General features: G+C 70.3%; 26 protein-coding genes, 1 tRNA gene and 1 pseudogene. 13 read left to right on the top strand and 15 right to left on the bottom strand.

The genetic code is table 11. The features are described from left to right. The first annotated feature begins 363 nt into the window (after positions 1-363). The 5 genes from CLT71_RS23975 (at position 364) to CLT71_RS23995 (ending at position 6,492) form a co-directional block, all read left to right on the top strand. Positions 364-2,031: an ABC transporter substrate-binding protein gene (locus CLT71_RS23975; RefSeq protein ID WP_101369084.1), complete on the top strand. Its 1,668-nt coding sequence runs from the start codon at positions 364-366 to the stop codon at positions 2,029-2,031. 114 nt (positions 2,032-2,145) lie between these two features. Then, positions 2,146-3,150 (top strand): ABC transporter permease, encoded by a 1,005-nt coding sequence (locus tag CLT71_RS23980; RefSeq protein ID WP_101369085.1) that lies wholly within the window; start codon positions 2,146-2,148, stop codon positions 3,148-3,150. 79 nt (positions 3,151-3,229) lie between these two features. Next, entirely contained in the window at positions 3,230-4,201 is a 972-nt protein-coding gene (locus tag CLT71_RS23985; RefSeq protein ID WP_486483720.1) for an ABC transporter permease, read from the top strand. 6 nt (positions 4,202-4,207) lie between these two features. Next, positions 4,208-5,341 (top strand): ABC transporter ATP-binding protein, encoded by a 1,134-nt coding sequence (locus tag CLT71_RS23990; RefSeq protein ID WP_101369087.1) that lies wholly within the window; start codon positions 4,208-4,210, stop codon positions 5,339-5,341. Between the two features lie 29 nt (positions 5,342-5,370). Beyond that, positions 5,371-6,492 (top strand): oligopeptide/dipeptide ABC transporter ATP-binding protein, encoded by a 1,122-nt coding sequence (locus tag CLT71_RS23995; RefSeq protein WP_101371732.1) that lies wholly within the window; start codon positions 5,371-5,373, stop codon positions 6,490-6,492. Positions 6,493-6,571: 79 nt separating this feature from the next. Here CLT71_RS23995 and CLT71_RS24000 read toward each other — a convergent pair whose 3' ends face one another. The 4 genes and pseudogenes from CLT71_RS24000 to CLT71_RS24015 all read right to left on the bottom strand — a co-directional run bounded on the left by CLT71_RS24000 (position 6,572) and on the right by CLT71_RS24015 (position 8,940). Continuing rightward, positions 6,572-7,444, bottom strand: a complete 873-nt coding sequence (locus tag CLT71_RS24000) for an SRPBCC family protein (protein ID WP_101369088.1) — start codon at positions 7,442-7,444, stop codon at positions 6,572-6,574. Next, the gene (locus tag CLT71_RS24005) at positions 7,441-7,995 is read right to left on the bottom strand and encodes a winged helix-turn-helix domain-containing protein (protein WP_101369089.1); all 555 of its coding nucleotides are present in this window, start codon (positions 7,993-7,995) and stop codon (positions 7,441-7,443) included. The genes CLT71_RS24000 and CLT71_RS24005 overlap by 4 nt, the downstream gene beginning before the upstream one ends. Positions 7,996-8,092: 97 nt before the next feature. After that, positions 8,093-8,320 (bottom strand): annotated as a pseudogene (locus CLT71_RS24010) (hypothetical protein); the annotation flags it as partial. Positions 8,321-8,355: 35 nt separating this feature from the next. Then, a complete protein-coding gene (locus CLT71_RS24015; RefSeq protein ID WP_486483721.1) occupies positions 8,356-8,940 on the bottom strand; it encodes an HNH endonuclease family protein in 585 nt (194 codons plus the stop codon). A 185-nt stretch (positions 8,941-9,125) separates the two neighbouring features. Between CLT71_RS24015 and CLT71_RS24020 the strand changes: the two genes are divergently transcribed. Beyond that, the gene (locus tag CLT71_RS24020; RefSeq protein ID WP_101369091.1) at positions 9,126-10,613 is read left to right on the top strand and encodes a DHA2 family efflux MFS transporter permease subunit; all 1,488 of its coding nucleotides are present in this window, start codon (positions 9,126-9,128) and stop codon (positions 10,611-10,613) included. Positions 10,614-10,763: 150 nt separating this feature from the next. Here the strand turns inward: CLT71_RS24020 and leuA are convergent, their stop codons facing one another. The 3 genes from leuA to CLT71_RS24035 all read right to left on the bottom strand — a co-directional run bounded on the left by leuA (position 10,764) and on the right by CLT71_RS24035 (position 14,323). Next, positions 10,764-12,518 carry a 2-isopropylmalate synthase gene (gene leuA, locus CLT71_RS24025; RefSeq protein ID WP_101369092.1) on the bottom strand — a complete coding sequence of 585 codons (1,755 nt, stop codon included), beginning with the start codon at positions 12,516-12,518 and terminating at the stop codon, positions 10,764-10,766. A 325-nt stretch (positions 12,519-12,843) separates the two neighbouring features. Continuing rightward, positions 12,844-13,389, bottom strand: coding sequence for a nitroreductase family protein (locus CLT71_RS24030; RefSeq protein ID WP_101369093.1), 546 nt, complete (start codon positions 13,387-13,389; stop codon positions 12,844-12,846). An 85-nt stretch (positions 13,390-13,474) separates the two neighbouring features. Next, entirely contained in the window at positions 13,475-14,323 is an 849-nt protein-coding gene (locus CLT71_RS24035; protein WP_199187703.1) for a hypothetical protein, read from the bottom strand. 214 nt (positions 14,324-14,537) lie between these two features. On the opposite strand from CLT71_RS24035, the gene CLT71_RS24040 reads away from it, so the two are divergent. Both CLT71_RS24040 and CLT71_RS24045 read left to right on the top strand, forming a co-directional pair. Beyond that, positions 14,538-15,803, top strand: coding sequence for an aspartate kinase (locus tag CLT71_RS24040; RefSeq protein WP_101369094.1), 1,266 nt, complete (start codon positions 14,538-14,540; stop codon positions 15,801-15,803). A 6-nt stretch (positions 15,804-15,809) separates the two neighbouring features. Further along, complete coding sequence (locus CLT71_RS24045) at positions 15,810-16,877, top strand: aspartate-semialdehyde dehydrogenase (protein ID WP_101369095.1); 1,068 nt, start codon at positions 15,810-15,812, stop codon at positions 16,875-16,877. An 87-nt stretch (positions 16,878-16,964) separates the two neighbouring features. Here the strand turns inward: CLT71_RS24045 and CLT71_RS24050 are convergent, their stop codons facing one another. The 3 genes from CLT71_RS24050 to CLT71_RS24060 all read right to left on the bottom strand — a co-directional run bounded on the left by CLT71_RS24050 (position 16,965) and on the right by CLT71_RS24060 (position 20,231). After that, positions 16,965-18,395 carry a sensor domain-containing diguanylate cyclase gene (locus tag CLT71_RS24050; RefSeq protein WP_101369096.1) on the bottom strand — a complete coding sequence of 477 codons (1,431 nt, stop codon included), beginning with the start codon at positions 18,393-18,395 and terminating at the stop codon, positions 16,965-16,967. A gap of 110 nt (positions 18,396-18,505) precedes the next feature. Continuing rightward, positions 18,506-19,129, bottom strand: a complete 624-nt coding sequence (locus tag CLT71_RS24055; RefSeq protein WP_101369097.1) for a DJ-1/PfpI family protein — start codon at positions 19,127-19,129, stop codon at positions 18,506-18,508. Between the two features lie 133 nt (positions 19,130-19,262). Beyond that, complete coding sequence (locus CLT71_RS24060) at positions 19,263-20,231, bottom strand: DJ-1/PfpI family protein (RefSeq protein WP_101369098.1); 969 nt, start codon at positions 20,229-20,231, stop codon at positions 19,263-19,265. 202 nt (positions 20,232-20,433) lie between these two features. On the opposite strand from CLT71_RS24060, the gene CLT71_RS24065 reads away from it, so the two are divergent. Further along, the gene (locus tag CLT71_RS24065) at positions 20,434-20,883 is read left to right on the top strand and encodes a hypothetical protein (protein WP_101369099.1); all 450 of its coding nucleotides are present in this window, start codon (positions 20,434-20,436) and stop codon (positions 20,881-20,883) included. 18 nt (positions 20,884-20,901) lie between these two features. Here the strand turns inward: CLT71_RS24065 and CLT71_RS24070 are convergent, their stop codons facing one another. The 3 genes from CLT71_RS24070 to CLT71_RS24080 all read right to left on the bottom strand — a co-directional run bounded on the left by CLT71_RS24070 (position 20,902) and on the right by CLT71_RS24080 (position 22,268). Further along, a complete protein-coding gene (locus tag CLT71_RS24070; protein WP_101369100.1) occupies positions 20,902-21,105 on the bottom strand; it encodes a hypothetical protein in 204 nt (67 codons plus the stop codon). A 435-nt stretch (positions 21,106-21,540) separates the two neighbouring features. Beyond that, the gene (locus CLT71_RS24075; RefSeq protein ID WP_101369101.1) at positions 21,541-21,954 is read right to left on the bottom strand and encodes an SRPBCC family protein; all 414 of its coding nucleotides are present in this window, start codon (positions 21,952-21,954) and stop codon (positions 21,541-21,543) included. Continuing rightward, a complete protein-coding gene (locus CLT71_RS24080) occupies positions 21,951-22,268 on the bottom strand; it encodes a metalloregulator ArsR/SmtB family transcription factor (RefSeq protein ID WP_199187705.1) in 318 nt (105 codons plus the stop codon). Before CLT71_RS24080 ends, CLT71_RS24075 begins: the two co-directional genes overlap by 4 nt. 50 nt (positions 22,269-22,318) lie before the next feature. Between CLT71_RS24080 and CLT71_RS24085 the strand changes: the two genes are divergently transcribed. The 4 genes from CLT71_RS24085 to CLT71_RS24100 all read left to right on the top strand — a co-directional run bounded on the left by CLT71_RS24085 (position 22,319) and on the right by CLT71_RS24100 (position 24,517). Continuing rightward, the gene (locus tag CLT71_RS24085; protein ID WP_101369103.1) at positions 22,319-22,735 is read left to right on the top strand and encodes a hypothetical protein; all 417 of its coding nucleotides are present in this window, start codon (positions 22,319-22,321) and stop codon (positions 22,733-22,735) included. A 60-nt stretch (positions 22,736-22,795) separates the two neighbouring features. After that, the gene (locus CLT71_RS24090) at positions 22,796-23,440 is read left to right on the top strand and encodes an alpha/beta fold hydrolase (protein WP_101369104.1); all 645 of its coding nucleotides are present in this window, start codon (positions 22,796-22,798) and stop codon (positions 23,438-23,440) included. A gap of 88 nt (positions 23,441-23,528) precedes the next feature. After that, entirely contained in the window at positions 23,529-24,341 is an 813-nt protein-coding gene (locus CLT71_RS24095) for an endonuclease/exonuclease/phosphatase family protein (protein ID WP_101369105.1), read from the top strand. Then, positions 24,338-24,517, top strand: a complete 180-nt coding sequence (locus tag CLT71_RS24100) for a hypothetical protein (protein ID WP_101371734.1) — start codon at positions 24,338-24,340, stop codon at positions 24,515-24,517. The genes CLT71_RS24095 and CLT71_RS24100 overlap by 4 nt, the downstream gene beginning before the upstream one ends. A gap of 76 nt (positions 24,518-24,593) precedes the next feature. Here the strand turns inward: CLT71_RS24100 and CLT71_RS24105 are convergent. Next, positions 24,594-24,667: transfer RNA gene (locus CLT71_RS24105), tRNA-Pro, on the bottom strand. 96 nt (positions 24,668-24,763) lie between these two features. Next, positions 24,764-25,657, bottom strand: a complete 894-nt coding sequence (locus tag CLT71_RS24110) for a metallophosphoesterase (RefSeq protein WP_101369106.1) — start codon at positions 25,655-25,657, stop codon at positions 24,764-24,766. Between the last annotated feature and the right edge of the window lie 23 nt (positions 25,658-25,680).

Genomic DNA, 25,680 nt, shown 5'->3' on the forward strand with positions numbered 1-25,680 from the left:
CCCTTTCCATTCCGGATACGGCTGTCCTCCTCCCGACCCGGCTCCGGCTGTCTTCGTCCGGGCACCGCTCGGAGGCCTTTGTCCGGGCACCGCTCGGAGGCGCCGGTGACCCGGCCGCAGGTCTGACATCGGGGGCATCAGCCCGACAGGCGATGTAACAAATTCGCATAGTCAGATCCGGACAAACGCCCTGAATGTCGACCATGCGCGACGCTCTGTCGTCGGTGTCATGACAGTAAAGACACGATCCGGTACCAACCCATTCGCGGCCCGTTTCCGGCCGGTCCGACCGGGGGCTAGTGTCTCGCCATCGGTGGCCCCCGTCACCGCGTTTGTCGTATCCACAGGACGAGGTGAAGCACCATGCGTGCACCAAGACCGAAGGTCGCCATCGCGGCCGTAGCGGTCGCGGCCCTCGCGGTAGCCGGCTGTGCCGAGAGCGACCGCGGCGATTCGGGCGCAAGCCAGAAGGACACACTGGTCTTCGGCGTGGCCGGTGACCCGAAGGTGCTCGACCCCAGCCTGGCCAGTGACGGCGAGTCACTGCGGGTCGCTCGTCAGGTCTTCGAGACGCTGGTTCGCCCCGAGGAGGGCGGCACCAAGATCACGGCGGGTCTGGCCGAGAGCTGGACTCCGGACGCGACCGGCATGGTCTGGACCTTCAAGCTCCGCTCGGGCGTGAAGTTCCACGACGGTACCGACTTCAACGCCGAGGCCGTCTGCGTCAACTTCAACCGCTGGTACAACGCCAAGGGCCTGATGCAGAGCCCGGACGTCACGCCGTACTGGCAGGACGTGATGGGCGGCTTCGCGGCCAACGAGCGGGACGACCTGCCCCCGAGCCTCTTCAAGTCCTGCACGGCGAAGGACGCGACCACCGTCGACCTCGCCTTCACCCGGGTATCCAGCAAGGTCCCGGCCGCGCTGATGTTGCCGTCGTTCTCCATCCACAGCCCGAAGGCGCTGGAGCAGTACCAGGCCAGCACCATCGGCGGTAGCGCCGACAACATCCAGTACCCGTCGTACGCGATGGAGCACCCGACCGGCACCGGGCCGTTCAAGTTCAAGTCCTGGGACGTGGCGAACAAGACGCTGACCCTGGAGCGGTACGAGGAGTACAGCGGCGCGCAGAAGGCGAAGCTGAAGACCCTCATCTACAAGACGATCTCGGACGAGAACGCCCGTAAGCAGGCGCTGCGCTCCGGCGACATCCAGGGCTTCGACCTGGTCGGCCCGGCGGACGTGGAGCCGCTGAAGGGCGAGGGCTTCAACGTGCTGACCCGCCCGGCGTTCAACGTCCTCTACCTGGCGATGAACCAGACCGGCGGCAACCCGAAGCTCGCCGACATCCGGGTGCGGCAGGCGATCGCGCACGCCCTGAACCGGCAGGCGCTGGTCGACTCGAAGCTCCCCCCGGGCGCCAAGGTCGCCACCCAGTTCATGCCGGACACGGTGGAGGGCTGGAACCCGCAGGTCCCCACGTACGAGTACAGCGTGGAGAAGGCCAAGCAGCTCCTGGCTGACGCCGGTGCCACCAACCTGACGCTGCGGTTCCACTACCCGACCGAGGTCACCCGGCCGTACATGCCGAACCCGAAGGACCTCTTCGAGCTGCTCTCGAACGACCTCCAGGCGGTCGGCATCAAGGTCCAGCCGATTCCGCTGAAGTGGACGCCGGACTACCTCAACGCCACCGGTACGGGCACCGCGCACGACCTGCACATCCTGGGTTGGACCGGTGACTACGGCGACGGCTACAACTTCATCGGCACCTTCTTCGACCGGCCGAAGCCGGAGTGGGGCTTCAACAACCAGGCGCTGTTCGACCTCTTCAAGAAGGCCGACGGCACCGCGGACATCGCGGCCCGGACCGAGCTCTACAAGGAGCTCAACGCCGAGGTCATGAAGTTCCTGCCGGGTGTACCGATCTCGCACTCGCCGCCGGCGATCGTGTTCGGTAAGGACGTGACCGGCGTCAAGGCGAGCCCGCTCACCGACGAGCGGTTCGCCACCGCCGAGTTCAAGTCCTGACATAGAGAAAAGGGACCGCGGGCGGGCGCGCCCTGATCCCGGCCGGTAGACCCCGGCCGGAGGTCAGACGAGCGCCCGCCCGCGCGACCCTCCGCACCCCGCCAGAGGCCGCCAGTGTTCCGGTTCATCGTCAGACGTCTGTTGCAGCTGATACCCGCGCTCTTCGGGCTCTCCATCCTGTTGTTCATCTGGCTGCACCGGCTGCCCGGCGGCCCGGAGACCGCGATCCTCGGCGAGCGGGGCACCCCGGAGATGCGGGCCGCGATCCGGGAGAACCTCGGACTGGACGAGCCGATCATGGTGCAGTACGGCCGGTTCATGCAGCGCATGTTCCGGCTGGATCTGGGCACCTCGATCTCGACCCGACGCGAGGTGACCACCGAGTTCATCGAACGCTTCCCGGGTACCGTGGAACTCTCCGTCACCGCGTTGATCATTGCGATCGCGGTCGGCATCCCGCTCGGCTACCTCGCCGCCCGCCGTCGCGGCCGGCTCCTCGACCACGCCTCGGTGGCCGGATCGCTGATCGGGGTCTGCATCCCGGTCTTCTTCCTGGCGTACGTGCTCAAGGCGATCTTCGCCGAGAACCTGAACCTCTTCCCGGCCAGCGGCCGGCAGGACCCGACCATCGGCGCGACCCGGGTCACCAACTTTTTCGTCCTGGACGGGCTGCTCACTCGCGAGTGGGACGCCGCCGCCGACGCGCTCTGGCATCTCGTGCTGCCCGGCATCGCCCTGGCCAGCATCCCGCTGGCGATCATCGTCCGGATCACCCGGGCGAGTGTGCTGGAGGTGCTCGGCGAGGACTTCGTCCGTACGGCCGAGGCCAAGGGCCTGACCGAGCGGGTGGTACGCCGACGGCACGTGCTGCGCAACGCCATGCTGCCGGTGGCCACCACGATCGGCCTGCTCACCGGCGGTCTGCTCTCCGGCGCGGTACTCACCGAGACCGTCTTCGCGTTCAGCGGCATCGGCGCGTTCATCGCCGACTCGATCGGCCATCGGGACTATCCGGTGCTGATGGGCTTCATCATGATCATTGCGGTGGTCTTCGTGCTGGTGAATCTGCTGGTCGACCTCTCGTACAGCCTGATCGACCCGAGAGTGAGGGTCCGGTGAGCGCGACCAACGAGATTGTGAGCGCGAGGAGTGAGCTTGCGAGCCCCGCAGTCGCAAACGGAAGGTGGCTCCGGTGACGATCACCGAACGGGCCCGGAAGAAGGCCGAGAAGCTCGACCGGCTCGGCGAACTCTCCGCCGCCCGTGACGAGGAGCGTGGGGTCAGCCTCTGGCAGGAGGCGTTCCGCCGGCTCCGGCGCAACCCGGCCGCCATCGTCGGTGCCGTGGTGCTCGGCATCTTCGTGCTGGTCGCGATCGTCGGGCCGTTCTTCGTGCCGTACACGCCGACCGACACCATCGGAATCCGGGAGGGCCTGGTCAAATCCGGCCAGGGCATCATCCCCGGCCCCAGCGGCGACCACTGGCTCGGCTTCGACCACCAGGGCCGCGACGAGTTCAGCCGGCTGATCGTCGGCGCCCGGCAGACCCTGCTGGTCGGCGTCGTCTCCACGCTGATCGGCTTGGCGGCCGGCGCCCTGATCGGCGGCGTCGCCGGTGCCGCCGCCGGGCTCGGCGGGCGCTGGGGGCGCTGGGTCGACACCATCCTGATGCGGATCGTCGACATGATGCTGGCGCTGCCCAGCCTGCTGCTCGCGGTCAGCATCGCGGCACTGCTCGGCGCCAGCCTCACCACCGTGATGATCGCGGTCGGCGTGGTCTCGGTGCCGGTCTTCGCCCGGCTGCTGCGCGGCGCGATGATCGCCCAGTCGAACAGCGACTACGTGCTCGCCGCGACCTCGCTCGGGGTACGCCGTTCGAGGATCGCACTCGGTCACGTACTGCCGAACTCGCTGGCCCCGGTCATCGTGCAGGCCACGCTGACCCTGGCCACCGCGATCATCGAGGCGGCCGCGCTCTCCTTCCTCGGCCTCGGCAACCCCGACACGGCGGTTCCCGAGTGGGGCGTGATGCTCGCCGACGCGCAGCCGTACCTGGGGATCCGGCCGGAGTTGGCGATCTATCCGGCGGTGGCGATCATCATCACCGCGCTGGGCTTCACCCTGCTCGGTGAGGCGATGCGTGAGGCCCTCGACCCGAAGCTGCGGAAGTGATCTGTCATGGCACTGCTTGATGTGGACGATCTCTCCGTCACGTTCCGCCAGCGCGGGAAGCGTACGGTGCGGGCGGTCGACGGGGTGTCGTTCTCGGTGGACGCGGGCGAGGTCGTCGGCCTGGTCGGCGAGTCCGGCTGCGGCAAGAGCGTCACCTCGCTGGCGCTGATGGGACTGCTGCCCCGGCAGCCCGGGATCTCGGTCGAGGGCCGGGCCGAGTTCGACGGTACCGACCTGCTCCGGGTCGACCAGCGGGCGATGCGGGACATCCGGGGCCGGGACGTCGCGATGATCTTCCAGGATCCGCTCTCCTCGCTCAATCCGGTCATCCCGATCGGCCGGCAGGTGACCGAGGTACTCGCCAGGCACCGTGGGCTCAGCGGCGACGCGGCCCGCAAGGAGGCCGCCGCCCTGCTGGACCGGGTCGGCATCCCGGATCCGGACCGGCGGCTCAAGGAATATCCGCACCAGCTCTCCGGCGGGATGCGCCAGCGGGCGCTCATCGCGATCGCGGTGGCCTGCCGGCCTCGACTGCTGATCGCCGACGAGCCGACCACCGCGCTGGACGTGACCATCCAGGCGCAGATCCTGGAGCTGCTCAAGGATCTGGTACGCGACTCCGGTACCGCGCTGGTCATGATCACTCACGATCTGGGAGTGGTCGCCGGGATGTGCGACACCGTGAACGTGCTCTACGCCGGCCGGGTGGTGGAGACCGCCCGGCGCAAGCCGCTCTTCGCCGAGCCGAGGCACCCGTACACGGTGGGGCTGCTCAGGTCGATCCCGCGGCTGGACGCCGGCCGGGGCGAGCGGCTCTCCCCGATCCCCGGCTCGGTCCGGGACGTACTGCCCTGGGCCGACGGCTGCGCCTTCGCGCCGCGCTGCGACCGGCAGGTGGAGGCGTGCCTTGGCCAGCCGCCGCAGCTCGCGCTGACCCACACCGATCGGACGTACCGGTGTGTCAACCCGGTGCCGCCGCTCGGATCGGCCCCGGCCGCGCCCGCTTCGCCGAAGGCGGCGGAGCCGGAGGTGGAGGGTGTGATCCCGGCCCAGGCGACGGCGACGACCACCGAGGACGTGCCGGTACCGGTGGAGGAGCAGGCGAAGCTGCCCGCCCCGCGCGAGGAGGAGTCGGCATGACCGACGAGTTGCCGACCGGGCAGTCCGGCATGACAGACGAGAAGCCGACCGGGCAGTCCGGCAACCTGGTCGAGGTCAGGGATCTGAAGGTGCACTTCCCGATCACCCGGGGTGTGATCTTCGACCGGGTCGTCGGGCACGTCAAGGCGGTGGACGGGGTCGACCTGACCATCCCGCGCGGCAGGACGTACGGGCTGGTCGGCGAGTCGGGTTGCGGCAAGTCGACGCTCGGCCGCGCGCTGCTCCAGTTGACCAAGCCGACCAGCGGGCGGGTGAACTTCGACGGCGTCGAGCTGACCGGGCTGTCGCCGAACCCGCTCCGGGCGATGCGTCGGCGTATGCAGATGATCTTCCAAGATCCGATGTCCAGTTTGGACCCCCGGCAGAACGTCGAGTCGATCCTGGTGGAGGGGTTGCAGGCGCACGGGATCGGTGCCGACCGCGCCGCCCGGCGGGACATCATCACCAGGACGCTGGACGCGGTCGGGCTGCCGAAGTGGGCGTTGTCCCGCTATCCGCACGAGTTCTCCGGCGGGCAACGGCAGCGGATCGGCATCGCCCGCGCCCTGGTGCTGGGTCCCGAGCTGATCGTCGCCGACGAGCCGGTCTCCGCGCTCGACGTGTCGATCCAGGCCCAGGTGGTGAACCTGCTCGACGAGCTACAGGACGAGCTGGGGCTGACCTATCTGGTGATCGCGCACGACCTCGCGGTGGTCCGGCACATCTCCGACATCGTCGGCGTGATGTATCTCGGCGCGCTTGTCGAGGAGGCGCCGAGCGACCGGCTCTACCGGGAGCCGCTGCACCCGTACACCCGGGCGCTGATGTCGGCGGTGCCGGTGCCGGACCCGGAGGTGGAGGACCGCCGGGAGCGGATCCTGCTCGCCGGTGACCTGCCCTCGCCGGCCAACCCGCCGGCCGGCTGCCGCTTCCACACCCGCTGCCCGTGGGCGCAGCCGACCCGGTGCGGCGACGAACGGCCGGTGCTGCGCCAGATCGGCGAGAGCCGGGTGGCCTGCCACTGGGCGGAGCAGATCGCCAGCGGCGAGATCCGGCCACACAAGGTGAGCGTGCAGATCGTCCGGCCGGAGGACGAGGGCGAGGCACCCGGCGTGGTCTCCGCGCCGAGCGAGCCGGGCTCGTTCGTCTAGGGCGCCGGCCCGCCGAGAGGTACGCCGTGCGGTGTGCCGCCGTACCCCTCGGGCGGGGCCGGCGGCACACCGGTCGCGGTCAGCTCTCCGCGTGCGCCTCGACCGGTACGTTGTCGGTCGGGTCGTAGATCCAGATCGGCCGCCAGTCGGCCAGCTCGTGATAGCGGCGCAGCTCGGCGAGGCCGCTGAGCCACCCGGTCCAGGCCGCGTACGGCGGCCGGTCGAAACCGCTCTGCACGAAGGAGAGCTTGGTCTTTCCTCCGCTGCCCTCCAGTTCCCAGCTCACCACGCCGGCCGGTCCCCAGTCGACGGTCATCGCCCGGCCGGGGGTCAGGTCGAGCACCTTGGCCGGGTTGGGGTTGTTGTCGAAGCCGCCCATGGCGTAGCGGCCGCCGACGACGGGCTCGATCCCGATCGGGTAGCCGAACCACTCGCTGGCCTTGGCCGAGTCGGTGAGCGACTCGTAGACCGCCTCCGGCGTGGCGTCGATGACGATCTCCTCGCGCATGGTCGTCGAGGTGAAGTCGGTCTTCGCGGTCAGCGGTCGGCCCTCGACGTGGTCGACGAGGTTGGCGATCGCCAGCGACCAGTACGTCTGGAGCACGCCCCGGATGCTTGCGCCGGTCGTCACGTCCGTCCAGAGCCAGTGGCTCTGCGAGAGCGTGATGACTGTGGAGTCGGCGCTCTCCTCGGTGAGGGTGATCTCGGTGTGGGTCTCCTCGCCGTCCAGCAACCAGTCGAACCGGAGGCTGTATTCGCCGACGTGGCGCAGCCGCTGGTGCGGGGCATCGCCTTCGGGCACGTGCCGCCCCCAGAACTCGTACCGGTGCGGCAGCTCGACCTCGGCGTGCTCGGCGAGCCAGACGCGCAGCTCGGCGGCGTCGGTCAGGGCCTGCCAGACGTTCTTGATCGGTGCGGCGGCGCGGGCGCGGAGGGTCATTGGTGCGGTCATTCGGTGCCTCCATGTGGATAGCAGGCGACGGCGAGCTTGAAGGCGTCGCCCTCGGCTCCGCCGTAGCGGGTGAACAGCTCTTGCAGTGCGGTCTGCAGGTCGGTGAGGAACTGTTGGCGTTGCTCCGCCGGCACCCGGATCTCGCCGGAGACGCCGATGGACGGCAGCTCCGGGGCGGTCCGGTCGAGGGCGGCGATGTCGGCCTGGACCTCCTCCATCAGGTTGAGCAGGTAGCCGAGGCTCATCTCGTCCTGCGCCTTGCGCAGCCCGAGCCGGCCGACCAGCCGGGGGGAGAGCCAGTAGGAGCGGGCGCTCGCCTGATAGATCCCCTCGGAGATGCCCCGCACCCTGCGCTCGGAGACCTGGTCGACGAGGCCGGCCTCGACCAGGCGCTTGACGTGGTAGTAGACCCGCTGCGGGGTCTGGCCGAGCTGGGTCGCCACCTCTGTGCAGGTGTGCGGCTCGGCCAGCTGCCGCAGCACCTCGATGCGCTGCGGCTTGAGCAGGGTCTCGGCCTGCTCGATCTGCTCCAGGTACATCACATCTCTCATAACAAAAAACATCCTGTACGTAAAAAGTGATTTTGTCAATCGGGCACGCGGAAGCCGACCGGATCCAAGCCGGACTCATCCGGTCGGTGCGCGGAGGTCAGCCCTCGGGGCGGTTGAGCAGGCCGACCGCGACGGTGTGCACCGCGACCAGGTCGGCCGGGTCGGCCAGCGCCGCCCGTCCGCCGGTGACCGCGTACCACTCGTCGGCGTCCTTGTACTGCACCCGGAGTACGGCGTCCCTGCCGTCCAGTTCGGTGCGGAGCGTCAACTCCCCGGTGATCACCCCGACCTCGTCGGTCATCACCCCACCCGGGCCAGCGGTGATGTCGGTGCTCTGCGCGGCGGATCCCGTCTCGCCCATCAGCAGCTCCCCAGCATGTCGTCGAGCGCGGCCTTCTCGCCGGAGGTCACCGACAGTCGCCAGTAGTGCTTGACCGCGATCCAGTCCTCCGCGTACTGGCACCAGTCGTCCCGGTTCGACGGCTTCCACTGGGACGGGTCCTGGTCGCCCTTCGCCCGGTTGGAACTCGCCGACACCGCCACCAACTGCGGCCGGTCCAGGTCGTTGGCGAAGTCGCTGCGCTTGTCGTCGTCCCACTCGTCGGCACCCGAGCGCCAGGCGTTCGCCAGCGGCACCATGTGGTCGATGTCCACGTCCGAGGGATCCGCCAGGGTCCGTTTGTCGTACCGGCTCGACCAGCGCCCACCGACCACGTTGCATCCGGAGAGCTTGATGCCGGTGCCGTCCCGCTGGAGCACGGTGTCCCGGACGTCACAGTTCTTGCCAGCCTTGCGCCAGTGCGGGAAGCGCTCCCGGCTGTAGCCGCGCATCGAGCCCGCACTGGCCACCGTGAGCTGGTCCAGCTGGGCATGGGTGTCGGTCGGGCCGGACCGCTCCGGCGCCGGGCTCTCGACCGGGGCGCAGGCGGCACCGGCCGCGAGCAGGGCGACGAGCACGGCCGCTGTTCCCGACCGTGCTAGTGATCTGGTACGGATGAACGGCACGCTTCCAGCTCGCGAGGTGTTAGACCCGCGTCGGGGTAACCGGCGCAGGTTCCGGCGTTTCGCGGCATCTTACGACACGAGCAGGGCAGATTGACACCGTGAGTGACTCGTCAGCCCCATTGAGAATGTCCAGTACGGCCGGCCGGGGTACCCTGCTCGCCGCCGTCGTCGCCTCCGGCATGGTCTTCCTGGACGCCACCGTGGTCAACGTGGCCCTGCCACACCTCGGCGCCGAACTGCACGCCAGCACCGCCGGCCTACAGTGGACGCTCAACGGCTACCTGCTGACCCTGGCCGCGTTCGTACTGCTCGGCGGGGCGCTCGGCGACCGGGTCGGGCGACGGAGGGTCTTCCTCGCCGGAGTCCTCGCCTTCACCGCCGCCTCGGTGCTCTGCGGCGCGGCACGCAGCGTCGAGTGGCTGGTCGTGGCCCGCCTTCTCCAGGGACTCGGCGGCGCGCTGCTGACCCCCGGCTCGCTGGCCCTGCTCCAGTCCAGCTTCCACCCGGACGAGCGGGGCCGGGTGATCGGTGCCTGGTCCGGCCTGGCCGGCGTGTCGACCGCACTCGGCCCGTTCCTCGGCGGCTGGCTGATCGACGCGTTCTCCTGGCGGACGATCTTCTTCCTCAACCTCCCGCTCGCGGTGATCGTGATCATCGCCGCGCTGCGCTGGACCCCGGAGAGCCGGGCCGACGGCGCCACGGCGGTACGGTTCGACGTCGCCGGCTCGCTGCTCGGCGCGCTCGGCCTGGCCGGCGTCACGTACGCGCTGATCGAGGCGCAGCAGCGCGGACCCGGCTCCGGGCAGGTGGTCGGCGCGGCGACGCTCGGCATCGCCGCCGCCGTCGCGTTCGTACTGCTCGAACGGCGCCGGAGCGAGCGGGCGATGCTGCCGCCGACGCTCTTCGCCAGTCGACTCTTCGGGGTGCTCAACGTCTACACGGTGCTGGTCTACGCCGCGCTCACCGGGCTCACCTTCTTCTTCTCCGTCTATCTGCAGAACGCCGTCGGCTACTCCGCCCTGGAGACCGGCCTGGCGACCCTGCCGATGACAGTCCTGCTGCTGGTCGGCTCGGCCCGCTCCGGCGCGCTCGCCTCGAAGATCGGGCCACGGCCGCAGCTCACCGTCGGCCCGCTGGTCGCCGCCGCCGGGCTCCTCCTGCTGCACGGAGTGAACCGGGGCGAGGCGTACTGGACCGGCATCCTGCCCGGGATCACCCTCTTCGGGCTCGGCATGACCCTGGTGGTGGCCCCGCTGACCGCCTCGGTCCTCGCTGCCGCCCCGGACCGGCTGGCCGGCGCCGCGAGCGGCTTCAACAACGCGGCGTCCCGGGTCGGTGGGCTGCTCGCCGTCTCCGCACTGCCGCTGGTGGTCGGCCTCTCCGGCGGCGGGTACGCCCACTCCAACCAGCTCACCCCGGCGTACCGGCAGGCGGTGCTCTGGTCCGCCGGGCTGATGCTGCTCGGCGCACTGCTCGCCGCCGTGGCGGTGCACCGGCCGGAGCGGGAACCGAAGAAGTCCCGCCCCTGCCCCTCCCTGCCGCCGCCCCCGACCCACCAGCACGAACCGGAGCAGGATCCGGACCGGTCGACTGCGGGACGGCGCCGCTCGTAGCGGTGCCGACAGGCGTGCCCGCGACTGTTGGGGCGGGCACGTCGGCGGCGGCGTGCCGGATCGTACGTAGTCGGCCGGGATCACCGGTCCGACCCGTACGACGCGGCTGTTCAGGACAGGGCGTCGCCCTGGTTCAGGTGGTCGGGGAGCTCAGCGCAGGGCGCGGTTGACGGCGCTGGTCACCGCGCGGACCGAGGCGGTCACGATGTTGGGGTCGAGACCCACACCCCAGACCGTACGGCCGTCGACCTCGCACTCCACGTACGCGGCGGCCTGGGCGTCGCCACCCGAGGACATCGCGTGCTCGTGGTAGTCGAGGACGCGTACCCGCACGTCGAGCGCCTGCAACGCGTTGACGTACGCGTCGATCGGGCCGTTACCTGTCGCCGAGAGCGACCGGCTCTCGCCGCCGAACCGTGCGTCGACCTCGATCTCGACCTTGCCGTCGACGGTGCCGATGCTGTAGCCCTCGACCTGGACGGCCGGCTCCCGCTGCTGGTCGACGAGGTATTCCTCGGCGAAGAGCTGCCACATCCGGCCCGGCTCCACCTCGCCGCCGCCGTCGTCGGTGACCCGCTGCACGACCCCGGAGAACTCGATCTGGAGCCGTCGGGGCAGGTCGAGGTGGTGCTCGGTCTTCATGATGTACGCCACGCCGCCCTTGCCGGACTGCGAGTTGACCCGGATCACCGCCTCGTAGGTGCGGCCCAGGTCCTTCGGGTCGATCGGCAGGTAGGGCACCGCCCAGCCGAACCGGTCGACCGGCACCCCGGCCGCCTCCGCGTCGGCGTGCAGCGCGTCGAAGCCCTTGTTGATCGCGTCCTGGTGCGAGCCGGAGAAGGCGGTGTAGACCAGGTCACCCGCGTACGGGTGCCGCTCGTGCACCGGAAGCTGGTTGCAGTACTCGACGGCCCGCTTGATCTCGTCGATGTCGGAGAAGTCGATCTGCGGGTCGACGCCCTGGGAGAAGAGGTTCAGCCCCAGCGTCACCAGGTCGACGTTGCCGGTGCGCTCGCCGTTGCCGAAGAGGCAGCCCTCGACCCGGTCGGCACCGGCCAGCAGGCCCAGCTCGGCGGCGGCGACCCCGGTGCCCCGGTCGTTGTGCGGGTGCAGGGAGAGGATCACGCTCTCCCGCCGGGGCAGGTTGCGGTGCATCCACTCGATCGAGTCGGCGTAGACGTTCGGGGTGGCCATCTCGACGGTCGCCGGCAGGTTGATGATCAGCGGCCGGTCCGGGCTCGGGTCGATCACCTCGATCACCGCGGCGCAGACCTCCAGGGCGTAGTCCAGCTCCGTCCCGGTGTAGGACTCCGGCGAGTACTCGTAGAAGACGTCGGTGTCCGGGGCGTGGATCTCGTGGTACTTCTGGCACAGCCGGGCGCCGGAGGTGGCGATGTCGGTGATCCCGGCCTTGTCCAGCCCGAAGACGACCCGGCGTTGCAGGGTCGAGGTCGAGTTGTAGAAGTGCACGATCGCGCGCCGCGCACCCCGGATCGCCTCGAAGGTGCGGTCGATCAGGTGCTCCCGGCACTGGGTCAGCACCTGGATGGTGACGTCCTCCGGGATCAGGTCCTGCTCGATGAGCTGCCGGACGAAGTCGAAGTCGGTCTGGCTGGCCGACGGAAAGCCGACCTCGATCTCCTTGTAGCCCATCTGCACCAGGAGCTGGAACATCCGCCGCTTGCGCTCCGGGGACATCGGGTCGATCAGCGCCTGGTTGCCGTCGCGCAGGTCGACCGCGCACCACCGGGGTGCCGTCTCGATGCGCCGGGTCGGCCACTGCCGGTCGGGCAGGTCGATCGCGAACTGCTGGTGGTAGGGCTGGTAACGCTGGTACGGCATGCGGCTGGGCCGCTGCCGGGCTATCGGATCACCGTCGGTGGTGATGGCCGCAGGTTTTGCCATGGCGGAATGCTCCCGTGGTCATGTGGCGTGAGCGCCGAGGTCTGATCGAGATGTCAGATCTTCGAGCTGGATCCGGATGTCGAATCCTCGCGTCAGATCTGGAAGAAGGCTGGCCGCAACGGGGTCCGGCCGAAATGCAGGACGGCGCGCTTCAACTCCGCGACGAGGTGCCGGCCTGGGAAGCCTCGTCGCGGCAGCGAAGAAGCAGGGCCTGCCACATGACAAAGTCACCTTAAGTGCTCGACGAGCGTTCGGGTAAGCGTAGTCCGCAATCTGAGAAACGCCCAGGTGGCGGCGGGTGTGCCGGGTCGGCTCGGCGGGCGGTTCAGCGCAGCATCAGCTCGGCCAGCGGGCGACGCTGGCGCAGGCCGAGTTCCCGGGCCCGCAGGTCCTCGGGGAGGGAGTACGGGTCGCCGAGCCGACCGACCGCGACCACCACGTGCGGGCGTACCTCGGCGGAGAGTTCCAGGTCGGCCCGGAGCCCGGCGGCGTCGAAGCCGGAGATCTGCCGTACGTGGAGCCGCAGCGCGGTCGCCTGGACGGTGAGATGCGCCACCGCCTGGCCGAGGTCGTACGCGGCGTGCGGGAGCGGGCCGCCGCTCGGCCCGGTGGTGGCGTGCGCGCCGAGCAGCAGCGCCGAGGCGCGTCCCGCCCAGCGCTGGTTGCCGGTGGAGAGGTTGGTCAGGATCCGCTTGAACGCCTCGTCGTCACGGCGACCGACCAGGAAGCGCCAGGGCTGGGTGTTCTCGGCGGACGGGGCCCACCGGGCCGCCTCCAGCAGGGACGCGACGTCGGCGTCGGTGAGGTCGGCGACCGGGTCGAAGGCGTGCGGACTCCATCGGGTCGCCAGTATCGGCGAGAGCTGGGCCATGGGGTCGAGTGTGCCGTATCGGGCGCTCTGTCCCCACATTGGGGTCACCTGACGTGACTAAACGCACCCATAACGTGAGTGAAGATCATCCCTCGGGCCCGTTCGGATCGTCGCCGGCCGGGTCGGTGCCGCTCGGGTCGGTGTCGTTCGGGTCGGTGCTGGCCGGGTCGTCGGTGTCGTTCGGGTCGTCGGTGCCGGGCGGCGGTCCGGCGATCGGCAGCGGCTCCCGGGCCACCAGCGGGCCGGGCAACGCGATGGTGGCCGGGGCGGCGGTCGGGGTACCGGCCAGGGTCAGGGTGCCGTCGGGCAGCCGGGCCGCCGTCAGGGTGCCGTCGGGGGCAAAGCAGTAGATGCCGGGATCCAGCGGCGGGCTGACCGACGCCGAGGTCGACTCGACAGCGAAACACCTGCCCCGAGCGCCCGGCAGCGTGGCGGTGGTGACGGAAAGCGGGGCCTGCCGGTCGGAGAGCACCTCCGGCCAGTCGGTGAACGGGTGTCGCAGCCGGGGATCGATGGCGGGATCGAGCGGCTGGCCCGACCCGGCCACCCGTACGCAGCCCGAGTCCGGCTGCCCGGCCGACGGAAGTGCGCACTGGAAGATCCCGGAGCCGTTCTGGGCCAGCGAGATGTCGGCGCTGCCGCCCAGCGCGCCGCCGGGGACGTCCACCCGCCAGGAGCTGTCGGTCGCCCGGACCACCGATATCGACCGGTCCGGCTGGCCGGGCACGCTGAGCGTGTAGACGGCGGTCAGGTGGCGGTCCTGTGCGGCGGCGGCGAGCGCCGCCAGCTCGTCCCGCGCCTCGGTCGGCTGGCTCGCCGCCGGGGCGGGGGTGGTCGCGGCCGGCGCCGGGTCGTCCGCCGTGCCGCAGCCGGCGAGCAGCACCGACCCGGCCAGCAGGAGCACGCCGAACAGGGGGGCTACACCGGAATGCACCCGGCCATTCTCGGGGTATACCTCGGAAACGGGCGGTCAGTCCAGCTACCCAGGCGTGTCGGGGCGGGTCGGATGGTGGGAACGCCTGGTGGGGGCAAGGACGCGGGCCGGTACCCTGAGTTGGTCTCACACGGCGCCGCCGGTCTCGGGCCGGCGGCGTCGGCACGCTCAGGGGCGTGCGCCTCGCCCGGCCCAGGGGAAGGAGTGCACCGTCGTGGCACTGGTCGTGCAGAAGTACGGCGGATCGTCGGTTGCCGACGCCGAGCGGATCAAGCGGGTGGCCGAGCGGATCGTCTCGGCCCGCAAGGCGGGCGACGACGTGGTGGTCGTGGTCAGCGCGATGGGTGACACCACCGACGAGCTGCTCGATCTGGCCAACCAGGTCAGCCCGTTGCCGCCCGGCCGGGAGCTCGACATGCTGCTCACCGCCGGTGAGCGCATCTCGATGGCGCTGGTGGCGATGGCGATCCACAACCTCGGCTACGAGGCCCGCTCCTTCACCGGTTCGCAGGCGGGCGTGCTCACCACCTCGGTGCACGGCCGCGCCCGGATCATCGACGTCACGCCGGGCCGGCTGCGGGCGGCGCTCAACGAGGGCGCGGTGGTGATCGTCGCCGGCTTCCAGGGCGTCTCCCAGGACACCAAGGACATCACCACGCTGGGTCGGGGCGGCTCGGACACCACCGCGGTGGCCCTGGCGGCGGCGCTCGACGCGGACGTCTGCGAGATCTACACGGACGTCGACGGCATCTTCACCGCCGACCCGCGGATCGTGTCGAACGCCCGGCACATCAGGACCATCACCTACGAGGAGATGCTCGAACTGGCCGCCTGCGGCGCGAAAGTCCTGCACCTGCGGAGCGTGGAGTACGCCCGAAGGGCCGGGTTGCCGATCCGGGTACGTTCGTCATACTCGACCAACACCGGCACGATGGTGACCGGATCGACGGAGGACCTACCCGTGGAGCAAGCACTTATCACCGGGGTCGCCCACGACCGGAGCGAGGCGAAGATCACGGCGGTCGGCGTACCGGACGAGCCGGGCGCGGCTGCCCGGATCTTCGAGACCGTCGCGGCGGCCGAGATCAACCTCGACATGATCGTGCAGAACGTCTCGACCGAGGGCACCGGCCGGACCGACATCTCCTTCACCCTGCCCAAGACCGACGGCCCGACCGCGATGGCGGCGCTGAGCAAGGTGCAGGAGCAGGTCAAGTTCAAGGGCCTGCTCTACGACGACCACGTCGGCAAGGTGTCGCTGATCGGCGCGGGCATGCGCTCGCACCCGGGCGTGGCGGCCAACTTCTTCGCCGCGCTGGCCGAGGCCGGGGTGAACATCGAGATGATCTCCACGTCCGAGATCCGGGTCTCGGTCGTCTGCCGGGACACCGACCTCGACGTCGCGGTGCGGGCCGTGCACGAGGCGTTCGACCTGGGCGGTAACGAGGAAGCGGTGGTGTACGCCGGGACCGGGAGGTAGCCCACGATGACGACGCTCCCCACGCTGGCGGTGGTAGGGGCGACCGGTGCGGTCGGCACGGTCATGTGCGACCTGCTCTCCTCCCGGAAGAACGTCTGGGGTGAGATCAGGCTGATCGCCTCGGCGCGCTCGGCCGGGCAGACGCGGATGTGCCGGGGCGAGGAGCTGACCGTACGGGAGCTGACCGCCGAGGCGTTCGACGGCGTGGACGTCGCCATGTTCGACGTACCGGACGAGGTCTCCGCGCAGTGGGCACCTGTCGCGGTCTCCCGGGGTGCGGTGGCGGTGGACAACTCCGCCGCGTTCCGGGGTGACCGGGACGTGCCACTGGTGGTGCCGGAGATCAACCCGGAGCAGGTGCGCAACCGCCCCAAGGGCATCATCGCGAACGCCAACTGCACCACCCTGACGATGATCATCGCGGTCGCGCCACTGCACCGTGAGTACGGGCTGCGTGAGCTGGTGCTCTCGTCGTACCAGGCGGTCTCCGGCGCGGGGCAGGTCGGGGTGGACGTGCTGCACGACCAGCTCTCCAAGATCGCCGGTGACCGGGCGCTCGGCTCCCGACCGGGTAACGTGCGGCAGGCGGTCGGCGACGACCTCGGCCCGTTCCCCGCCCCGATGGCCCTCAACGTGGTGCCCTGGGCCGGATCACTGCGGGACGGCGGCTGGTCCTCCGAGGAGCTGAAACTGCGCAACGAGTCGCGCAAGATCCTCGGACTGCCCGACCTGAAGGTCTCGGCCACCTGCGTACGGGTGCCGGTGGTCACCGGGCACTCGGTGGCCGTACACGCGGTCTTCGGAACCGAGGTGGACGCGGAGGGCGCCCGGGAGGCGCTGCGTAACGCCCCCGGGGTGATCGTGGTCGACGACCCGGCGGCGGGCGAGTTCCCGATGCCGATCGACGCGGTCGGCACCGACCCGTCCTGGGTGGGCCGGATCCGCCGCTCGGTGGACGACCCCCGCGCCCTCGACCTCTTCGTCACCGGCGACAACCTGCGCAAGGGCGCTGCGCTGAACACCGCCCAGATTGCCGAGCTGCTGGCCGCCGAGTTCACCACCCCCGCCCGCTGACCGCGGGGCGGGGCGGCGGCAAGATCCTTGCCGAGTTGTAGTGCAGCGCGAACCACAGGTCGCCGAGAATCGGAGCGGCCCGAGATCTCAGGTGGGGGCCAGGCGGACGCCGTCGCGACCGTCGCGCTTGACGCCGTAGAGGGCCTCGTCGGCGCGGCGCAGGGTGAGGTCGGGCGGCTCGCCGTCCTGCTGTACCGCCACCCCGATGCTCACCGTCCGGCCGGTACGCCGGGCCGCCTCCACCAGACGCTGGGCGATCCCGACCGCCTCCTCCGGGCGGAGCACCTCGACCACGGCCACGAACTCGTCACCGCCGATCCGGTACAACTCGTCACCGTGCCGCAGCGCCCCCTGCAGGGCCCGGGCGAGATCGACGAGTACCCGGTCGCCGGCCTGGTGACCGTAGGTGTCGTTGACGCTCTTGAAGTCGTCGACGTCGACCGCGAGCAGTGCCGTCCGGCCCGGGTGCGACTCGGCGATCCGTTCGCCGAACGAGCCCTGGTGACGCAGCCCGGTCAGCGGGTCGGAACTGGCCTGATCGCGCAGCCGGGCCAGCCCGCTCAGCCGTTCCAGGCAGATCCACGACTGGGCGGCGAGCAGCTCGATCAGGTTGACGGTGGTCGGGTCGGGACGCAGGCTACGGGTGTCGCCGACCAGCAGTACCCCGCAGAACTCGGTCGGGCCGAGCGGCACCGAGATCAGCGTGCGCACCCCGGCGGCGATCAGCACGTCCTGGTCCGGCGTGGTCGGGTGGTGTCCCTCGCCGAGGGTGTAGGAGGCGCCGTAGGCGTGTGCGTGCGCCCGGAGCCGCTCCAGGACCGATCGGCCCGCGCCGGCCAGCGCGGCGTGCACCCGGGACTCCAGATCATCGGGTACCAGGTTCGGCGTCGCCACCCGTGGTCCGGCCGGACCGTCCAGCACGAAGATCGCCGAGGTGAGCCCGGAGACGTCCCGGGCCGCCGAGACGGCGGCGGTCATCAGGTCGGGCTCGGTGGCGGCGGCGGTCAGCGCGGAGGCGTGCCGGAGCAGTTTCTCGCTCCGGGTCTCGGCCGGTGGGCCGCCGAGCTGCCCGACCCTGGCACCCAGCAGGGCGGCGGCCCGCTCGACTGTGTGCCGCCAGGCGTCCAGGTCGACCTCGGTGGTCGGCCACTCCAGGTCGAGTACCCCGATCGGCTGCCCCGTCTGGTCCAGGATCGGGGCACAGATCTCGGCGCATGCGTCGGGTCGTAGCGGTACGTAGTCGGGCTCCTTCGTCACGTCCGGCACGGTTTCGGTCTTGCCGGAGGCGTACACCCGACCCGGCGTGCCGGCGCCGCCCGGTACCGAGGCGAAGACCTGCCACGATCCGGTTGCCGCGACACAGCGGAGTCGATCACGCACCCAGAGCAGCACGGCGACCCGTCCCGGCGTGTGCCGGCCCAGCGTGGCGACCGTCACCTGGCTCGCCTCGACGGCGGTGGACGCCGTGGGCAGCCGCGCGGTCACGTCGCGGAGGACGCGGGAGTGGTCGTGGGACACCGTTTCCGATCCGGGGAGGAGGGGTTCGAGGGGCCCGACCAAGATTACTCAGGGTGCTGAGAATCTGCTGGTACGAGTGATCCCCGCCTCCCCTCGCCCGGAACGCTCGGTCAGTTGATCATCGCCAGGGCCGCCTCGCGGAGTGGTGCCGGCGCGTTCACCGGGGAGCCGGCGTCGAACGGCGGCGCCGGGTCGTACTCGATGGCGAGCTGGACGGCGTGCGCGGTCGGCAGGTCGGTCGCCTCGGCCAGCAGGCTCAGCGCCATGTCGATACCGGCCGAGACGCCGGCGGAGGTGACGATCCGGTCGTCCCGGACCACCCGCTCCCGGACAGGTTCGGCGTCGAAGGCCCGCAACTCGTCGAGCCAGCCCCAGTGGCTGGTCGCCCGCCGCCCGGCCAGCAACCCGGCCGCGCCGAGCAGGAAGGAACCGGCGCAGACCGAGGTGGTCCACCGGGTGTACTGGTGGGCGAGGGCGATCCAGCCGACCAGCGCGACGTCGGCGAGCGCGGCCCGGGTGCCGGGCCCGCCCGGTACGACGACCACGTCCGGGCGGGACATCTCGGCGTAGCTCGCGGTGGCGGTGATCGCCATCGTGCCCCGGTCGTCGACGACCGGACCGGGTTCGGCGGCCACCAACGTCACCGTCACACCGGGAGCGAAGGCCAGCACCGTGTACGGCCCCACCACGTCCAGGGCGGTGTATCGCGGATAGAGCGGAATGGCGACGTGCATGCTCGGTTCCTCCTCGTCGGAACGGACTGGATCGGCTGCCCGGACCAGTTCCGGGCAGGGATGTCGGCACCTGCCTCCGCGACAGGCGCTTCTGTGTGCAGAGGGCGCGCGGGATCGACTCCGATCCGTGCGGTCAGGTCTGTTTCGTTCGGAACCGGCGGCGGTAGTCGCCGGGCGCGATCCGCCAGTGCCGGCGGAAGACCCGGTACAGCGTTTCGGCGGCGCCGAGGCCGGACTCCCGGGCCACCCGGTCCAGCGGATGGCCGGTACGTTCCAGCAGCCGGCGGGCGGCGTCGGCCCGGCTGCGTTCGACGTACCGGCCGGGGGAGACGCCGGTCTGCTCGGTGAAGAGCCGGGAGAAGTGCCGTTCGCTCATCCCCGCCCGCCGGGCCAGTGCCGGCACGCTGAGATCCTCGGTCGGGTTGGCGTCGATGAAGGTCTGCAGCTCCCGCAGCGGGTCACTGCGCGGCACCGAACTCCGCATCGCCGTGCTGAACTGGCTCTGCCCGCCCGGCCGGTGCAGATAGACCACCAGGCCGCGGGCGACGTGCCGGGCGATCTCGTGGCCGTGGTCCTCGGTCACCAGCGCGAGCGCGAGGTCGATGCCGGCGGTGACTCCGGCCGAGGTCCAGACGTTGCCGTCCCGGAGGTAGATGCGGTCGGCGTCCACGTCCACCGCCGGGTAGCGGTCGCCCAACTCCTGCGCCGTCAGCCAGTGTGTGGTGGCGCGCCGGCCGTCGAGCAGCCCGGCCTCGCCGAGCAGGAGCGCGCCGTTGCAGACCGAACTGACCCGGTCCGCGATACCGGCCAGCCGGGAGATCCCGGCGACGAGTTGCCGGTCGGCGAGGTGCGCCGGTACGGCGAGCCCGCCCACCACCAGCAGGGTGTCGACCGGCCCCGTGACCCGGTCGAGTGCCAGTGCTGCAAGTGTGGTGACCCCGTTGCCCGCCGTCACCGGTCCGGGACGCACCGCCGCGACGTCTATCCGGTAGCCCCGACGCTCGCCGACGATCAGACTCGCCAGCGCGAACACGTCGGCCGGACCGGCGAGATCGAGGCTCTGGAAGCCCTCGAAAATCACCGCCACCACCCGTCGCTGCATGTGTTCATGCTGCTCGCGGCGGAGTTACGGCGTCAATGACGCAGGTATTGCAGATTACGCCAACGGCATCGGCCGGCCCCGGTCCGACCGGCGCTCGGCCAACACGCCGGACCGGAGCCCCGTACGCCGCCGCGTGCTTGGCTAGGATCGGCCACAATCTTTGTGATCATGGTGGCGGGAACCGGAGAACGGAGAGCCCGACATGGCGAGGTTGCCCGACGAGGTGGTGGCCGCGATCGGCCGGATCACGATCGCAGCCGGCGACCTGGAACTCATCCTGGCCTGGATCGGTGCGGACCAGGCAGGCGGCAACGCGTTCGAGGTGCTCGCCAGACCCGGTGAGCCGGTACGCGCCGCCCGGGGTTCGGTCGAGTTCGCCACCCCCGAGTACCGGCAGGCGTACCTGCCCGTCGTCGAGATCGCGGCGAAGCTGCTCGCCAAGCGGCACGCGGTCGTCTCCGCGATGTGGGTGAGCGAGGCACCCGACGAGTCCGTACGGCGCTGGGAACTGCTCGACGACAAGACCCACGTACGCCAACTCGTCGACCCGCGTGCCCTCGACGAGCTGTCCCGGCAACTGCTGGAGGCGCGCAACCGGCTGGTCGCGATCGTGACCGCCCAGCTCAACAACGATCCGGTTCCCGCACCCTGAGCGGGGCGCGCCGCCCGGTCAACCCTCCTCGCACGCCTTCCGGGCGTTCCGCTCGAACCTGTCCCTGGTCATGACCTCCTGCCCGCGATAGCTCACCGGGGCCAGCACGTGCTCGCCGTCGAGCTTGTCGAGGGCTTCGGTGTCGAATCGCACCTTGAAGGCCGCCCGGGACCCTTGGTAGGCGGAGATGCGGTACCAGACGCCGGGTTCGACGCGGTCCAACGTGGACGACGCGACCGCCCAGCCGGATGGCGGAGTCGCGTCGAGCAGCGGAATCTCGTTGACCGGCTCGGCCTGGTCGGTGTCGATCGATCGACCACTCTGGAGAGTCGGTGGTGGCGCTGGTGGCAGGGCTGGCGGAGCTCATCGAAGGGTCCTCGTACAGATGGATCGAGGCAGTGTCCGACCCGCAGACGACCAGCAGGACCGTCGGCTCACCGTCCCGCAGCGCCAACGCCGCGAGCGGCAGATCCGACGGGGTGCAGCCGGCGAGGGACACCAGGATCAGGGGCAGCAGCAGAGCCGTACGGAAGGGGCGCATATTTCCACGGTGCCGGCGAAGGATCACCGTTCAGGCTCGGGACGGCCACGATCGGCGGACGGCCGGTGCGCGGAACGTGGGCGACGCGCTGACGATGCTGGGCTGGTGCAGCCGCTTCAGCGTCGTGGACCTGCGGCCTCAACCTCGAGTACGCCGAGGAAGCCGACCCAGCCGGTGCGGGTGTTCGCGGCGAGGCCGGGCGGCAGGTTGGTGTGGCGCAGGGTCAGCAGGGTGCCGCCGGACCGTGCCACCAGGGTCACCTCCACCTGCGAGGAGCCGGGCGGCAGAGCGGGCACACCGGGCGTCGGGTCCCAGCCGAAGGTGAAGACGATCCTCTCGTACCGTCGAAGTTCGGTGAAGCGGCCGCGCACGACGGGCCGTGGGCCGTCGGTGAGCTGGACCGTCAGTTCACCGCCCGGGGTGGGGTCGAGTTCGGCCGGGCCGAGCCAGCGGGCCATCCGGGCCGGGTCGGTGAAGAAGCGCCAGACCACCTCGGGCGGGGCGTCGATCCGGATGGTGTGCTCGATCATCCTCGATGTTCCTTTTCGGCTTCCCGCTTGAGATCGTCGAGCCGGGCCGCCCACATGGCGTCGAGGAAGCCGGCCGCCTCGGCGAAACCCTCGGCGCGCAGCCGGTAGAGGCGGCGGCTCCCGTCGCGCCGCACGTCGAGCAGGCCGGCATGGACGAGTACGCGAAGGTGCTGCGAGACGGCCGGCCGGCTGATCGTCGGGATCTGCGTGGCGATCTCACCGGCCGCCACCTCGCCTTCCCGGGTGAGCAGGAGGATCCGGCGGCGGGTGGCGTCGGCCACGGCAACGAACACCTCGTCCATCCATGCTCCCATCGTGTTAGCGTGTGCTTACGAGCTTACATCAGGACGGGGAGTGTGATTCGATGATCTCGCGGTTGGAGCCGCTGGTCGGACGATGGCGGTCCAGCGGCCGTACGGTCGACGGCGTGCGGATCGCCGGCACCGACGCCTACGAGTGGTTCCCGGGCGGCGGATTCCTGGTGCACCACGTCGACGTACGGATGGGCGAGGAGCAGGTACGGGTGATCGAGCTGATCGGCGACCCCGACCCGGCCGACGACGGCCGGTTACGGATGCGGGCCTTCGACGACCAGGGCGGATACGGCGAGATGCGGGCGAGCGTCGACGAGTCAGGTGTCTGGACGTTCGCCGGGGCCACGATGCGCGCGACGCTGACCATCGACCCGGACGGCAGGACGATGGCCGCGAAGTGGGAGCACTCGCCGAACGGCACGACCTGGGTGGACTGGATGGACATGGAGTTCGCCCGCGAGGCGTGAGCGGTCACCGCACCAGGTCGTCGATGGCTGATGTCGTACCCGTGTGTGAGGCTTCGGCGCATGGCAACCTTTGTTCTGATCCATGGCGGCGGGGGCAGTGCCTGGGACTGGCACCTGCTGGCCCCTGAGCTGGCCAGCCGTGGCCACGACGTGGTGGTGCCCGAGCTGCCGATCGAGGACCGGTCGGCGGGGTTCGCCGAGTTCTGCGCAACGGTCGTCGACGCCATCGGCGACCGGGGCGACCTTGTGGTGGTCGGACACTCGTACGGTGCGTTCACCGCCCCGCTGATCGCCGACAAGCTGCCCGTACGGCTGATCGTCCTGCTCACGCCGATGATTCCGAAACCAGGCGAGAGTCCGGGTGACTGGTGGGACAACACCGGTTACCGGGGGGTGGAGGGGCTGAGCGAGGAGCAGCAGTTCTTCAACGGCGTGCCGGCTGAGATCGTCGCCGAGGCTGCGGCGCACGGCCGGGAGCAGGCCAGTGTGGAGTGGAACGGGCCGTGGCCCCTGGATTCCTGGCCGGACGTGCCGACGAAGGTGCTCATCGCCCGCGATGATCAGTTCTTTCAGGCGGACTTCCAACGTCGGGTGGCCGCCGCCCGGCTCGGCGTCATTCCGGATGAGATCGACGGCGGTCACGCGGTGTCGCTCAGTCACCCGAAGCAACTTGCCGACCGGCTGACCGGTTACCTGCGGCTCTGAAGCTGCTGGGGAACGCGGCCCGCACAACCCGCGCCTGCCGTTCTCGTACTCCAGTTTGGCTGGGAAGTTTGGCGGGAACGTCCGCCCGATGCGGGTACTTACCTACAACCTCTGGGGCATGCATGGCGACTGGCCCTCGCGACGTGCGGTCATCGCGGCCGAACTGCAGAGGCTCAGGCCCGACATCGCGGTCTTCCAGGAGACCGTGGTGCGGAAAGATTACGACCAGGTCGTTGATCTACTCGGTCACGGATACGAAATCGTGCACCAGATGGGTCGCACACCAGATGGGGTAGGGGCCTCGATCGCCAGCCGCTGGCCGATGACCAACGTGCGCCAGCGGTTCCTGCACGTCACAGCCCGGGTCAACGCGGCGGAGCCGTGGATCGGCAGCGTCGCCATGGCCGACGTCCAGGCGCCGGAGCCGTACGGCCCGACGTTGCTGGTGCACTTCAAGCCGTCCTGGCAGTTCCACCTGTCGCACGAGCGAGAGCTCCAGGCTCGAATCGTCGCTCAACTGGTGGAGGATGCCGTGGCTCTCGAGAAGCCGGCGCATGTGGTGCTGGCCGGTGACCTCGACAGCGGACCGGAGTCGTCGATGATTCGTTTCTGGTCCGGACGGCAGTCCCTCGACGGACTCAGTGTCGCCTATCGCGATTCGTGGGAAGCCGTCCACGGGATCGAGGGCGGCTGCACCTTCACCGCGGACAACCCTCTCCGGGCGAGTGGCCAGATCCGATTCGAGACCGGCCGACGTATCGACTACGTCTTCGTTCGATCCGATCAGTGGGGGCCGACGCTTGGCGTGACCGGGTGCGCTCTGGTGTTGCACCATCCTGTGGGAGGCGTCTGGGCCAGTGATCACTTCGGCGTGCTCGCAGATCTGGAGCCGTGCGGGTGACCGTCGCCGGACAGGCACTTCGAAAAGCGGGTAACCACGATCTGGACGTGCACCCGCGCGTCATCGTGCAGGTGCTCCGGCACGCCGAGGTCTCGGTCACGATGGAGATCTATTCGCAGGCATCCTCGGACGCCACCCGCGACGCGCTCAAGCGTCTCGGCGAGAGTCTGCGCTGACCGCAGCTGTACTTCACTGCTGTACAGAAGGCACCAGAGGGCACATCCGTGGATCGGATGTGCCCTCTGACCTCTGTCGGGGTGGCCGGATTCGAACCGACGACCTCTTCGTCCCGAACGAAGCGCGCTACCAAGCTGCGCCACACCCCGAGGCGTGCCGAGCAATAGTAGCCCACCCGCCCCGGCGGGCAAATTCGGTATCCCGCCCGGTGCGCCGGGCCCGCGTCGACCCCCGCATCGGGCAGGTCAGCGCGGGATCAGGGTCAGCAGTGAGGCCTCCGGCCGGCAGGCGAACCGTACCGGGGCGGTGGGGTGGGTGCCGAGGCCGGCGGAGACGTGCAGCCAGGCGTCCGTCTCGGGCCAGCGGTGCAGACCCCGGGCCATCGACCGGGGCAGGCCGCAGTTGGTGGTCAGCGCGCCGACCAGCGGGACCCGGACCTGACCCCCGTGGGTGTGACCGGCGAGCAGCAGGGTGAAGCCGTCGGCGGCCATCTCGTCGAGTACCCGGGGCTCGGGCGAGTGGGTGACTCCGATGGCGAGGTCGGCCTCGGCCGGAGCCTGTCCGGCGACCGACGCGTAGTCGTCCCGCTCGATGTGCGGGTCGTCGACGCCGACCAGCTCGATCTGCCGGCCGCCGGCCTTGATCGACGTACGGGCGTTGTTGAGGTCGTGCCAGCCCGCGCCGACAAGTACGTCCCGCAGCTCCTCGGCGGGCAGCTCGACACCCTGCACGTACTCCCGGTCCGGCAGCAGATAGCTGAACGGATTTTTCCAGACCGGTCCCCGGTAGTCGTTGGAGCCGAACACGAAGGCACCGGGGTAGTCGAGCATCGGTTGCAGCGCCCGCAGCGCCCCGGGTACCGCGTCGGGGTGTGCCAGGTTGTCCCCGGTCACCACCACCAGATCCGGGTCGGTGGCGGCCAGCGAGGCCACCCAGGACTGCTTGCGGCGCTGGTCCGGCATCATGTGCAGGTCCGACAGGTGCAGGATGCGCAGCGGTTCGGCGTCGGTGGCGAGCACGGGTACGTCGTACCGGCGCAGTGTGAACATGTTGCGCTCGACGAGCGAGGCGTACGCCAGGGCGGCGCCGCCCGCGACGACGGTGCCGGCGGCCAACCGGAATACTGTGCGCTTTCGCATGCCGCTCAGGGTAGTTTGACCGT

Source organism: Plantactinospora sp. CNZ320, from assembly GCF_002846275.1.

Coding starts and splice junctions, on each gene's coding strand:
- CLT71_RS24095 (WP_101369105.1), top strand. CDS start 23,529: ATGCGGGTACTTACCTACAACCTCTGGGGCATGCATGGCGACTGGCCC.
- CLT71_RS23975 (WP_101369084.1), top strand. CDS start 364: ATGCGTGCACCAAGACCGAAGGTCGCCATCGCGGCCGTAGCGGTCGCG.
- CLT71_RS24080 (WP_199187705.1), bottom strand. CDS start 22,268: ATGGGAGCATGGATGGACGAGGTGTTCGTTGCCGTGGCCGACGCCACC.
- CLT71_RS24110 (WP_101369106.1), bottom strand. CDS start 25,657: ATGCGAAAGCGCACAGTATTCCGGTTGGCCGCCGGCACCGTCGTCGCG.
- CLT71_RS24030 (WP_101369093.1), bottom strand. CDS start 13,389: ATGGCCCAGCTCTCGCCGATACTGGCGACCCGATGGAGTCCGCACGCC.
- CLT71_RS24085 (WP_101369103.1), top strand. CDS start 22,319: ATGATCTCGCGGTTGGAGCCGCTGGTCGGACGATGGCGGTCCAGCGGC.
- CLT71_RS24060 (WP_101369098.1), bottom strand. CDS start 20,231: ATGCAGCGACGGGTGGTGGCGGTGATTTTCGAGGGCTTCCAGAGCCTC.
- CLT71_RS24020 (WP_101369091.1), top strand. CDS start 9,126: ATGTCCAGTACGGCCGGCCGGGGTACCCTGCTCGCCGCCGTCGTCGCC.
- CLT71_RS24090 (WP_101369104.1), top strand. CDS start 22,796: ATGGCAACCTTTGTTCTGATCCATGGCGGCGGGGGCAGTGCCTGGGAC.
- CLT71_RS23990 (WP_101369087.1), top strand. CDS start 4,208: ATGGCACTGCTTGATGTGGACGATCTCTCCGTCACGTTCCGCCAGCGC.
- CLT71_RS24065 (WP_101369099.1), top strand. CDS start 20,434: ATGGCGAGGTTGCCCGACGAGGTGGTGGCCGCGATCGGCCGGATCACG.
- CLT71_RS23995 (WP_101371732.1), top strand. CDS start 5,371: ATGACAGACGAGAAGCCGACCGGGCAGTCCGGCAACCTGGTCGAGGTC.
- leuA (WP_101369092.1), bottom strand. CDS start 12,518: ATGGCAAAACCTGCGGCCATCACCACCGACGGTGATCCGATAGCCCGG.
- CLT71_RS24075 (WP_101369101.1), bottom strand. CDS start 21,954: ATGATCGAGCACACCATCCGGATCGACGCCCCGCCCGAGGTGGTCTGG.
- CLT71_RS24000 (WP_101369088.1), bottom strand. CDS start 7,444: ATGACCGCACCAATGACCCTCCGCGCCCGCGCCGCCGCACCGATCAAG.
- CLT71_RS24045 (WP_101369095.1), top strand. CDS start 15,810: ATGACGACGCTCCCCACGCTGGCGGTGGTAGGGGCGACCGGTGCGGTC.
- CLT71_RS24055 (WP_101369097.1), bottom strand. CDS start 19,129: ATGCACGTCGCCATTCCGCTCTATCCGCGATACACCGCCCTGGACGTG.
- CLT71_RS24005 (WP_101369089.1), bottom strand. CDS start 7,995: ATGAGAGATGTGATGTACCTGGAGCAGATCGAGCAGGCCGAGACCCTG.